The following is an 11,861-nucleotide window of genomic DNA, read 5'->3' on the forward strand; positions in this document are numbered from 1 at the left end:
CTTTATTAACATCAACGCGAAAGGATGCATTGATCCGAAACTTGAGAATCGTGACCGCGTTCCAAACGACCAGTTGACAACGGTCACTTGACCACCTCAGGTTTGGCCACACCGCACAAAAAAGGGATTTCAAGCCATTTTCCACGACAGCGTGTACGCGACACATAGTTTGCCTGGAGCACTCGAAAACCACCATCGCCAGAACCTGGGTCCGCAAGATTTCACCCGGAACGTCACGTCCGTATCGACTGACTTCCTGACCTAAGCACGCTACGGATTTCCGCAGCCGCCAAATCAGGAATTGTCGTCACAACCGACGCTCGGTCGCTCAGCGGGCATCGCCAGACGGCGTCTCAAACAAGCGCATGCACCACATGATCGCGAAACACACGATTCGTGGCTCCTGAAGAAACGCACCTGCACGCCCGTCCAAACGGCGTTCCTGATTCACTCACCATCACTCCGAAAGGAAAGGACAATGCAAATCAGGAATGTGTTCGCAGACCTGCCAGAGAAACTTCCGGACGAACTGTTCACAACACTGCTGACCGCGACGGGACTGCGCATCGAACGCATCGTCTCCACTGGCCATGCGTCAGCGGCTGATTTTTGGTACGAACAGGAATGGCACGAGTTTGTCCTGGTCGTCAGCGGTGCCGCACGCCTGCGATTTGCCAACGAGTCGCAAGAACACTCGCTATCCCAAGGCGATTTCCTGGTCATTCCCGCCGGCGAACGACACAGCGTCGAATGGACCACTCCCGATGAACCCACCGTCTGGCTCGCCATCCACTACCAAGACGCGACGCCCGGCACAGCGAACTGACCGAATGTGTTGAAACGGTATTGATTGGTCCAATGAACGAGTCATCGAATCGCGATTCATGGAACCCTGCCTCGTTTGCCTCATCACAGGAGTCCATGCGGGACGAAGCCAACCAAGATCTCGCCATTCCCATTTCAGAATGGGCAAACGGAATCCTCACTCCAAGACACGACAAGAAATCGACACGCCACGTAACATGAGCCCGCGCCGAATCCCTCAAGTTCGCGAGGTGCCCAAACGATGTCGATCGATCGTCGCCAGTTCATCGGCCGTAGTGTGGCTCTCGCCGCAACCGCATTGCCATCCCTGGCCCCTTCCTTGCTCACGTCGCAGGTGCACGCAGGGGAAGACCGATTGATCATCGATACTCACACGGAAGTCTGGACTCTCGACCCCAAATTTCCCTTCAATCACCCTGAAGCGGGAGCCAAGCTCAAAGTAGACGTGGCTGCCCCGATTGAGAATTTGGTCGGCCAGATGCATGACTTCGGCATCCGCTATGCAGTCTTGATCAATCCCCGTTACTTCGGTTGGGACAACTCCTACATCGCACATTCACTGAGTCTTTACCCCGATTTGTTCGTCGCGCACGGTCTCCTCCAGCCTGAAGACCCTAAAATCGCCGACAAACTCAGATATTGGATAACAGAACGGGGATTTCAAGGAATGCGTTTCAGTCCGATTTATCACCCGAAGTCGACTTGGCTGAATTCGCGCGATCACGACGAGCTTTGGCGAACCGCCGAGAAACTCGGCGCGGTCTTCAACTACTACATCGCACCGCACCAGATGCCGATGTTGGAAGAGATGGCAGGCCGATTTCCGGGGGTCAAAATCGTCGTAGACCATGCCGGCAAACCAGACCTGAATGCCAAGGACTGCTGGCCTGAATTTCGCAAAATGTTTCGACTCAAAAAGTTTCCACAGGTCTGGATCAGTAACTCCGAGCCGTACGAGATGTCCGAACTCAAAAAATATCCGTACGAAGACACCCTGCCATTCTACAAAGCGATCTACGAGGAATTCGGTGGCCAACAACTGATCTGGGGAACCGGTTATCCCCGCCCCCGCTGGGAACTGCCAATGGACCAGGAACTCGAATTCGTCGATAAGTTTTGCGACTTCTATACGGCCGCGGACCGCGAATTGATGCTCGGCAAAAATGCCTTGCGCATTTGGAAATTTGCCAAAAGCTAAGGCAACTTCAACGGGCTTCAACCGCAATCTGCAATTCCCTCACAATTGCCGCGCCTTGTCGCGCAATACGTGCTTCTGAATCTTCCCCGTCGATGTGCGTGGTAACGGGCCGAAAACCACCGTTTTCGGGACTTTGAACCCGGCCATCTGCTGCCGACAAAAGGCAATAATCTCCTGGCTAGTCGTCGCCTGGGCATCCGGTTTCAGACAGATAAAAGCGCATGGCGTTTCGCCCCACTTCTCATCCGGACGAGCCACCACGGCAACATCCATCACCGCCGGATGTTTATAGAGTGCATCTTCCACTTCGATCGTCGAGACATTCTCGCCACCGGTGATGATGATATCTTTCGAACGGTCCTTCAGTTCGATGTATCCGTCGGGATGCGTCACCGCCAGATCGCCCGTGTGGAACCAGCCCCCTCGAAACGCCTCTTCCGTCGCTTGGCGGTTCTTCAAATAGCCCTTCATCACAATATTGCCGCGCATCATGACTTCACCCAGCGTCTTGCCATCGGCCGGACACGGTTCCATTGTGGTGGGATCGGCGACCATCAACCCCTCCAGCACCGCATAGTTCACCCCTTGCCGCGACTTCAAACGGGCCCGCTCCTCCAGCGGCAACTGATCCCATTCCGGATGCCAGTCACATACCGTCGCTGGTCCATAAACTTCCGTCAGCCCGTACACATGGGTGACGTGAAAACCCATTCCTTCCATCGCCGCAATGACCGAACTGGGCGGTGCCGACGCAGCAGTCATGATCTCAATGGTATGTTCAAAGCGAACTTTTTCCGGTGCATTCACCAACAAATTCAACACGATCGGCGCACCGCACAAATGTGTCACGCGATGTTCGGAAATCGCCCGAAAAATCGCCGCCGAATCAACCTTACGCAGACAGACATGCGTGCCGCAGACGGCGCTTAAAGTCCACGGAAAACACCAGCCGTTGCAATGGAACATAGGCAACGTCCACAGATAAACCGGTGCCGCCGTCATATTCCAGGCCAGCAGGTTTCCCATCGCCAGAAGGTACGCGCCGCGATGATGATAGACCACCGCTTTGGGATTGCCGGTCGTGCCTGAGGTGTAATTGAGTGCAATCGCGTCCCATTCATGTGCCGGCGCGGTCGGCGCAAAGTCGGCATCCCCCGTGGCCAGAAACGCTTCATAGTCGAGTTCACCCAACGACTTGCCCGCACCGGTATATTCGGGGTCATTGATGTCGATCACCAGCAGCTCTCGGCCCTTCTCTTTCAAGAGTGACAGTGCCGCCTCAATCGTCGTTGAATACTCGCGATCGGTGATCAAAATCTTGGCGTCGCCATGCTCCAGCATGAAGGCAATCGCCGCCGCGTCCAGACGGATATTCAGCGCATTCAGCACGGCTCCCGTCATCGGAATGCCATAATGGGCTTCCAGCATCGGCGGCACGTTCGGTGCCATCACCGCCACGGTATCTCCGACCCCGATGCCGCGTTGGATGAGGGCCGAGGCCAGTCGCCGACAGCGCGTTGCGAATTCCGCGTAGGACGCACGCCGCGCACCATGAATCCAGGCACTCCGCTCTGGATACACCGCCGCAGCCCGCGCGAGAAACGACAGCGGCGTCAGCGGCGCATAATTCGCCGCAACAGGGTCCAGATCAATCGAATAGGGATTGGGCAACACAGGCACGGAACCCATCAGTCAAATCCTTCAGGAATCATTCGTCATCGAAGCCGATTCTCAACCAGAATTCCGCAATTATGCCAGCACACCCCCACGAAGTCTTTCCCACCCGAACATTCTGCCTTTCTCTGTGCCTCCGTGTCTCTGTGTCTCCCTTTCCACCGCTGGGCTCACCTGAACGTTTTGGATAGTTCGGGAGCACACGGGTAAGGGGTGAGACACAGAGAAAGGCAAGAAAACCTCTTCGCTCATTACACGAGACAATGGATTTCGTTAGCGTGTTTTAGACGCGTGTTGCCGATGCCCCAAAGCAGGTTTTCCATTTGGAAGGATTGTGGCATGAATCAGTTTGTCCGATTGGCCGGGATTGGATTGCTGGCAGTTTCCCTTAGCAACGGCGCGAGGATTGGTCTCGCGGCGGAAAAGCCGACAGCCCTTCGGCCCAATATTCTGTTTCTCTACGCGGATGATCAACCATTTAAAACCATCAGTTGCTATCCCGGCGCACCAGATTGGGTGAAAACTCCTCATATCGATGCGATTGCGCAGCAAGGGGTGCGATTTGAACGTAGCTATCTCGGACCGTGGTGCATGCCTTCGCGCGCCTCATTGTTGACCGGCTGTCTTCAACATGCCATTCGCTCGATGACCATGGAAGGGGTCTACCCCGGGAGTCGGTATGATCCAGCAAAATGCCCATTCGTCCCTTCTGAATTTCGAAAGCAGGGCTACCAAACGGCTCAGATTGGCAAATGGCACACAGGTACCGACACTGGATTTGGTCGAGACTGGGACTTTCAAATTGTCTGGAACCGTCCGGGTCACCCCGACAATGCCGGCAACTATTACTACGATCAATTGCTGACCTTTAACGGTGAAGATCGCGAGACTCCGGGATACTCAAGCGACAACTACTCGCAGTGGGCGGCGGAATACATTCAGGGAAAACACCGCACTGCAGACAAGCCGTGGTATCTATGGCTGTGCTATGGCGCGATCCATGGACCGACCACTCCCGCCGAACGTCACCGAGGGACACTCGCCGACAAGACGGCTTCACTGCCAATGGACATCCTGGGCCCGTGGCCCGACAAGCCCGCGTATTTGAATAAAACCCGAGCATGGATGCCCGGCCCCGATGGAACCCCTGCTCTGATGAAGCGTAATCGAGGTGCGGTCGAGCCCGGGAAGTCGTTGAACGCGTGGGTCCAACAGGTCAACGAATGCAATCTGGCGGTCGACGAAGGTGTCGGACGCGTGATGACGGCGCTGAAAGAGTCAGGCCAGTTGGAAAACACACTCGTGATTTACACCGCTGATCAGGGATTCGGACTGGGCGAACATGGTTTCAGCCAAAAAGTCGCCCCCTACGATGCCACGCTCTCGTCACCATTAATCATCAGTTGGCCCGGTCATGTTCCAGAGAACAAAGTGTGCAAGCATCCGATCAATTCACCAGATCTGATCGATTTCCTCTGCCGCATGGCCGGCGTGCAGATTTCCTGGAAAACGCACGGACGCGACATTCGTCCGCTGCTCCAAGATCCAGAAACGGGCAATTGGAACTCCCCAATGCTGCTGACAAATACCGCACGCTCTTATGGTGAAGAGACCGACGTCATTCCAACAGACGAACGATTAACCGCAGCGAGTAACGTGCCGTGGTACGTCATGCTGCGCGACGGGCGATTCAAGTATGTTCGTTATCTCGTGCCAGGCGAAACGGAAGAACTCTATGACCTGGATTCCGATCCCGACGAGTTGACGAATTTGGCCCATCACCCCGAGCAACGTCATCGACTGGCAGAACTTCGCACCAAAACAATCAACGAACTCCGCAGAACCGATGCAAAGTTTGTCGATTCGATGCCCAGGACAAAAGCCGAAGCCGCGAGTGAATCGTCGCAGTAGAGTTGAGGCGTCGATGAACTTGACATCGAGCGGAGACAGGACTGAATGGCGGTGTCGTAAGAACGACTGGCAGCAATTGATGAACTTGGGTACGCCATGGACAGTAGGTTGAACGTCATCTCGATCGCACGTCATCTAGTCCTGATTGGAGCCACGCTGACGTCGTCGGCATGGGCACAGACGCTGACCGAACCGATCCACGGTATTGTCGACGGTGAGCATCAACTTGCCTGGTACGATCTGACGCTTCTGAATATCGAAGGCCAAGGTTGGCGCGAAACGAAATTGCCCTTTGATCGCCTGCCCGCAAAGGCCGAGGCAATTGTTCGCCCTGAAGTTTGGCGACTGAGCCGCCAGTCGTCAGGAATCTGCGTGCGGTTTTTCACCGCAGCTACGACAATTCATGCGCGATGGACGTTGACTCTCGACACGCTTTCCGAACCCGCCATGCCCGCAACGGCCGTCAGTGGCCTCGACTTATACGTCAAGCACAACGACCGTTGGCGTTGGTTCGCTGTTGGAAAGCCCGAACGACAGACCAATGAGGTCAAATTGGTTAACAACATCTCCGCGGATGAACGTGAGTATCTCCTTTACCTGCCCTTGTACAATGTGCCATCCACGATCGAATTGGGGCTGCCAATTGGTTCTCGGATGCTGAAAGCAGCGCCGGCCCACGCACGCGTAAAGCCAGTCGTCTTCTACGGAACATCGATCACGCAGGGTGGATGCGCCTCACGCCCCGGGATGGTTTATACCGCGATCCTGGGACGTCGCCTGGATCGCCCGGTGATCAATCTCGGCTTTCGGGCCAACGGAACGCTGGATCTGGAAATGGTGCCGTTGTTCGCGGAACTCGATCCCGCCGTGTACGTCTTGGATTGCCTGCCGAATATGACAGGCCCTGATGTCTCGGCGCGAACCGAACCGTTCATCAAGGCGCTCCGCGCGGCTCGTCCCGAGACGCCCATCGTTTTAGCCGAAGATCGCAGCTACCCGGACGGAATTCTGTATCCAGCGCGTCGCGAACGAAACCAACTGAACCGCGCCGCACTCAAGGCGGCCTTCGACCGGTTGGAACAGGCGGGGATCAAACACCTGTCCTATCTTGAGGGCGAGGATCTGCTGGGTGACGACGGCGACGCGACGGTCGACGCATCGCACCCGACTGACCTGGGACACCATCGCCTGGCCGACAAGTTCGAGAAAGTCCTGCGACCGTTGCTCACAATCGAGACTCCTTCGAAGCCGCAATAACTTGCGGCCTCGAAGGTTCGTCTCGACGTCGGCCCATCTCACGTTTATTTTGCCTGCGCGAGAATGCTCGATCGAACGAACTTATGGCACTCGACACACTTCATGGTAGTGTCCATCCACTTGAGCGTCACAGCATCAATGTTCTCTTTCTCCGCAGCCGCCTCAAGCTTTTTGGCCGACTGCAAGAACTCATTGCTGTACTGCTTGTACATGACATTGTTCTTGACCTGCCATCGCTCGGCCGAACTCATCTCAATCAGGATTTTCGCACCTCTCTTAATGAGTTCCGCATCCTCCGTCACCAACCCTTCCAGAATCTGGTTCGAAGCCCCCAGTTTCTTCCGCATGAAGTCCGACTGATCGCGTTCTTCCTTGGTCTGCGGCTTCTTTGCCGCGGGTTTGGCTGGCGGCGAATCCTTTGAATCGTCCGCACTCGAAATGGAAAAACCCCCAACCATCGCGACCGAAGCCATCAGGACCGCAGGCCACAGGGGACGAACAGCGAAATTCAACATGAAACAATCCTCGTGATTGATGAACGAACGGTGACAGCGATTCAGGCTGCAAGGTGATGTCTCGAAATGGCTGCGGAACGCCTGCTCTCAACTTCGGCACCTTTCGTGCCAATTTCATGACGACTGCAAATGGTCTGTAAAATTCGCCCGAACCGATTCGGCCACGCGTTCGACAGGTCATGAAAGGCAGTACTCGACCACCCCTGACGCCCTTGTTTCAAAGGGGATTGTCACAATCCGTCAGCGAATCCGCACGGGTGCCACATCGCAAGCTGCTGGCCCCGCTCAAGAGAATACCTCCAAGATGTGGCATGGTCAGTCTTTAGCCGCGTGGTAGATTCCCGCCACCTCGCTCATGTTGGCTCTCATTACAGACCTTAACAGACGCACGTCATCCGGCCGCAATAATTCCAACCGATCCAGGAAACCTGCGAGAGAATCAGCAAAATGATTCACGAACAGAAACCGATTGGCCGTCCGCGTAACTGCCCCTGACACTCTGTCATCGGCGCGGCGTCCGCTTGATGACAGAGTGCTAGCCAATCAATTCCGGCATTGGACGATGTTCGCCGACCAGATATTGCGGCCGCCCAGCTCGGTCGATGAGCTGCGTCGTTGCAACATCGACTCCCATCTGGTGATACAACGTGGCAAAGACTTCACGAAAATGCACAGGTCGGGACAGCGGCTCTTCGCCCCAACGCGATGTCGAGCCGATGATCTGACCATTGCGCATCCCACCCCCGGCGACCAAAGCACTGCAGACACCTGGCCAATGGTCGCGTCCGGCAACCGAGTTGATCTTGGGACTACGACCAAACTCGCCCCAAACCACGACCGCGATGTCATCCAGCAATGCACGCTCTTCCAGGTCTTGGATCAGGGCGGCCAATCCTACATCGAACAGAGGTAACGTTCCCCGCGCTTCGTTAAACAGATCTTTATGCCAGTCCCAATTGTAATCGCCACGCAGCATCCGCCCGAACGGATAGCGACAGAACGCTAAAGTCACGCACCGCGCCCCCGCCTCGATCACACGGCGGGCCAGCAGGAACTGATCGAGAAACGTCTTTCCGTCCCGCTCACCCGGATAGTCCCGATTCAATCCGTATCGCCCACGAACCGCCTTGTCCTCACGACTGAGATCCAGGGCTTCCGCCAACCGGGGCGACGTTAAGACGTCGAACGCCTGACGATGGAATTCGTCCAGACCATCGCGCGTTCCATCTGTCTCCACCCGACGGCGGAAGCCATCGAAACTGGTCAGCAGTGATCGACGGTCGGCAATTCGATCGAGCGATGTCCCATTCAGGCGAATGTTGTGACGGTCAACCGCTTCGACTTCAAAACCGGCATGCGTTGTTCCTAAAAAACCGGGTTGCGTCGGCGGCACCCGCAGAATGAATCGCGCATCCGGGTCGATCGGGGTCAAATCCACCGCCGCCGGGACGCCCGAAACGCGCGGCCCCAATTGCTTGGAAAGAATCGAGCCCATGGATGGCCAGCCGCCGGGCGGAAAACCGGGTACAAGCGGCGAAGAATCCATCTCACGATGCGATTCCCAGCCGGTCGTGCACCAGTTCGTATTGTGGTCATCAATGAATCCGACCAGCGAGCGAATCACCGTCAATTTGTCTGCGACCTTGGCCAGATTTGGCATCAACTCGCAGATCTCAAGCCCCGGTTGATTGGTCGCAATCGGCTGAAACTCGCCGCGAATCTCGGCCGGGGCGTCGGGTTTCATGTCGAACATGTCCAAGTGGGGCGGCCCACCTGGCAACAGAACCATGATCACGCCCTTGGCCTTGCGGCGATGACTCGCAGGATGGCCGCCGGCCGATGCCGCTTCTGCTCGAAGAATCTGAGGCAACGCCATTCCGCCGAGAGCCAGCCCACCTATCTGCAGGCAATTTCGACGAGAGATTCCCTCACCGTGGTTCGATTCTGATCCGGAAATGGTCAACATGCATGAGACCCCAGGACGTGCCAGAACGCATCAGACTTCGCCAACGTATCGATCGCCGATACGAATTTCAATGTGTGATCCGGTACTACTGACCTTGGAAATTCCGTGTAAGATTTTTCAATCCCTGTTGTGTCTTCGTCAGAGATTGTCACATCAACGGTCAGGTTAAACTTCGAAAGACCTGAATGAGCCTGATTCCCGATACGAGACCGAGCTTGCTGATGCGTCTTCGCGATGCACGGGATCAGCACGCCTGGGAAACGTTTCTGGAAGTCTATCAGCCCCTCATTTTGCGGTTGATTCGGCAAAAACGAGTTCAAGAAGCCGACGCACGCGAGGTCACTCAAGAGGTCCTGCTGGCGGTCGTGAATTCCATCCATCGCTGGGAGGCGGATCCGGCACGCGGAACGTTTCGAGCATGGCTCTCGACAATCACACGCAATCTGGTCGTAAACTTCCTGATCCGTCAGTCGCGACATCCACGCGGCAGCGGTGACAGTGACGTCAATCAATGGCTCAATCAGAAACCGGCCCCCGACTGCGATGCATCCCGCGTGTTCGACCTGGAACGTCGCCGTCAGATTTTTCGCTGGGCCGCAGAACAGATCCGACCGGAATTCCGCGAATCCACCTGGCAGGCCTTCTGGCTGACCTCAATCGACGGTTACGACGTCAACGCAACGGCACAACAGTTAGGTATTTCCCCGGGCGCACTCTATGTCGCCCGCAGCCGCGTGATGAACCGAATCCGTGAAAAGGTGGAGGAATTCCGCGAATTACCATCAATCAATCGCGAAACAGCAGATCCGTAAACAATCGATCATGAAACGCAACACACATAAACACAAATAAAATAACGAGCGAGCCGGGATGCATTAGCACCCGGATCTTTTATCACTGACAACACAACAATCATAAGATCACTTGCTCGCCAAAAACACACTGCTCAAAGAGAACCGGGTACAAACCTACCCCAGCTCGCTTGAAAGAAGGGGGACTGGCTCCGCAAGGTGCCGGGCCCCCTTCTTTCGACGCGGTGTAAAGTGCCTCTGATCGCCGAGTCACTTATTCTATATCGTTTATTGACAGTTTGATTTTCGCGACGGGATTTTACTGTGTCGAACACAACATCGAACTGCGATCGCAATCAATTGCGACAACTCTTGGACGGCACCCTGCCGGACACCGTCCAAGCCACGCTGACATCGCATCTCGAATCGTGTGTCGTCTGCCGCAGCAGCCTGGAAGATCTCGCCGCCGATCAGCACATGTGGTCCGAAACGCGTGATGCACTCAGCGGGCTAGTTGCCACGGGCGATCTATCCGGTGCTGACGTTGACTCCGCCGATTCACCGTCGCATGTTCAAAGCATCCCGCTTGACTTCCTCTCGCCCTCCGACAACCCCGCGATGCTCGGCAAGCTTGGCGACTTCGAGATCCTTGAGGAAATCGGTTGCGGCGGCATGGGGATCGTCCTGAAAGGTTATGACCACGAACTGAACCGATTTGTCGCGGTCAAGGTCCTGCACCCCTTCTGCGCAACGAGTGCGGCGGCCCGCTTGAGATTCGCCCGCGAAGCCCAGGCCGCGGCGGCCGTGGTCCATCAGCATGTCGTTGCCATCCATGCGGTAGACCCAAATCACTATCCGCCGTATCTGGTCATGCCTTTCATCCCGGGCGAATCACTGCAACAGCGGCTCTCGCGGCAAGGCCCGTTTTCGGTGATTGATACGCTCCGCATCGGGCAACAGGTCGCAGAAGGTTTGGCCGCCGCCCATGCGCAGGGTCTGGTGCATCGCGACATCAAGCCGGGGAATATTCTGCTGGAACGCAATGTCGAACGAGTGTTGTTGACCGACTTCGGCCTGGCCCGCGCCGCGGATGATGCGAGCCTAACCCGCAGTGGCGTGATCGCGGGCACACCACAGTACATGTCACCAGAACAGGCTCGTGGCGACCAGATCGACCATCGCACGGACTTATTCAGCCTGGGATCGGTGCTTTACACCCTGCTCGCCGGCCATTCCCCTTTCCGAGCCGAATCGGCGATGGCGGTTCTTCGCCGTGTCTGCGACGACACGCCCCGTCCTCTACAGGCGGTCAATCCGCTCGTCCCAAGTTGGTTAGAGGCCCTGATCGGCAAGCTGCAAGCGAAACACCCCACACAGCGTTACGAGACCGCCGCCGAAGTGGCCGAACTTCTGAAAGCGGGCCTAGCACACCTGCAGCAACCAACACTTGTCCCGCTCCCGAACGAACTCAGATCGCTCGCCCCTTCCATCCCCAAGCCGAGACCGCACATTCAGTGGTGGCTGATCGGAATCACTCTCATTTTAGTACTGACATTCTTCGGCCTCTTCAAGCCGCCAGCACCCCAACAAATCGAATCACAACTCCCCTGGAACGATCCATCACAACCCGAACTGAAACAACTCCAACAACAATTAAACAACTGGAACAACGACACCGACTTCTAGAGAGCATTTCATAACGCGTATTGGCAAGGAAACTGCGT

9 protein-coding genes are annotated in these 11,861 nt (G+C 56.0%); 6 read left to right on the plus strand and 3 right to left on the minus strand.

The genetic code is table 11. The features are described 5' to 3' along the window. The first annotated feature begins 478 nt into the window (after nucleotides 1–478). Nucleotides 479–826 carry a cupin domain-containing protein gene (locus OSO_RS0132435; protein ID WP_010587050.1) on the plus strand — a complete coding sequence of 116 codons (348 nt, stop codon included), beginning with the start codon at nucleotides 479–481 and terminating at the stop codon, nucleotides 824–826. Between the two features lie 240 nt (nucleotides 827–1,066). Further along, nucleotides 1,067–2,023, plus strand: coding sequence for an amidohydrolase family protein (locus OSO_RS0132445; protein ID WP_010587051.1), 957 nt, complete (start codon nucleotides 1,067–1,069; stop codon nucleotides 2,021–2,023). Nucleotides 2,024–2,062: 39 nt separating this feature from the next. Here the strand turns inward: OSO_RS0132445 and OSO_RS0132450 are convergent, their stop codons facing one another. Next, nucleotides 2,063–3,712 (minus strand): acyl-CoA synthetase, encoded by a 1,650-nt coding sequence (locus OSO_RS0132450; RefSeq protein ID WP_010587052.1) that lies wholly within the window; start codon nucleotides 3,710–3,712, stop codon nucleotides 2,063–2,065. Nucleotides 3,713–4,036: 324 nt separating this feature from the next. Here OSO_RS0132450 and OSO_RS0132455 point away from each other — a divergent pair, with 324 nt between their 5' ends. Both OSO_RS0132455 and OSO_RS0132460 read left to right on the plus strand, forming a co-directional pair. Beyond that, nucleotides 4,037–5,608: a sulfatase-like hydrolase/transferase gene (locus OSO_RS0132455; RefSeq protein ID WP_010587053.1), complete on the plus strand. Its 1,572-nt coding sequence runs from the start codon at nucleotides 4,037–4,039 to the stop codon at nucleotides 5,606–5,608. Between the two features lie 96 nt (nucleotides 5,609–5,704). Next, entirely contained in the window at nucleotides 5,705–6,865 is a 1,161-nt protein-coding gene (locus OSO_RS0132460; RefSeq protein WP_010587054.1) for an SGNH/GDSL hydrolase family protein, read from the plus strand. Nucleotides 6,866–6,909: 44 nt separating this feature from the next. Here the strand turns inward: OSO_RS0132460 and OSO_RS0132465 are convergent, their stop codons facing one another. Both OSO_RS0132465 and OSO_RS0132470 read right to left on the minus strand, forming a co-directional pair. Next, complete coding sequence (locus OSO_RS0132465) at nucleotides 6,910–7,380, minus strand: hypothetical protein (RefSeq protein WP_010587055.1); 471 nt, start codon at nucleotides 7,378–7,380, stop codon at nucleotides 6,910–6,912. Nucleotides 7,381–7,915: 535 nt separating this feature from the next. Further along, nucleotides 7,916–9,346 (minus strand): DUF1501 domain-containing protein, encoded by a 1,431-nt coding sequence (locus OSO_RS0132470; protein WP_010587056.1) that lies wholly within the window; start codon nucleotides 9,344–9,346, stop codon nucleotides 7,916–7,918. A 221-nt stretch (nucleotides 9,347–9,567) separates the two neighbouring features. On the opposite strand from OSO_RS0132470, the gene OSO_RS0132475 reads away from it, so the two are divergent. Further along, the gene (locus OSO_RS0132475) at nucleotides 9,568–10,158 is read left to right on the plus strand and encodes an RNA polymerase sigma factor (protein WP_237729357.1); all 591 of its coding nucleotides are present in this window, start codon (nucleotides 9,568–9,570) and stop codon (nucleotides 10,156–10,158) included. Between the two features lie 303 nt (nucleotides 10,159–10,461). Beyond that, a complete protein-coding gene (locus OSO_RS0132480; RefSeq protein WP_010587058.1) occupies nucleotides 10,462–11,823 on the plus strand; it encodes a serine/threonine-protein kinase in 1,362 nt (453 codons plus the stop codon). Nucleotides 11,824–11,861: the final 38 nt, after the last annotated feature.

It is taken from the genome of Schlesneria paludicola DSM 18645 (genome assembly GCF_000255655.1).
Lineage (GTDB): Bacteria > Planctomycetota > Planctomycetia > Planctomycetales > Planctomycetaceae > Schlesneria > Schlesneria paludicola.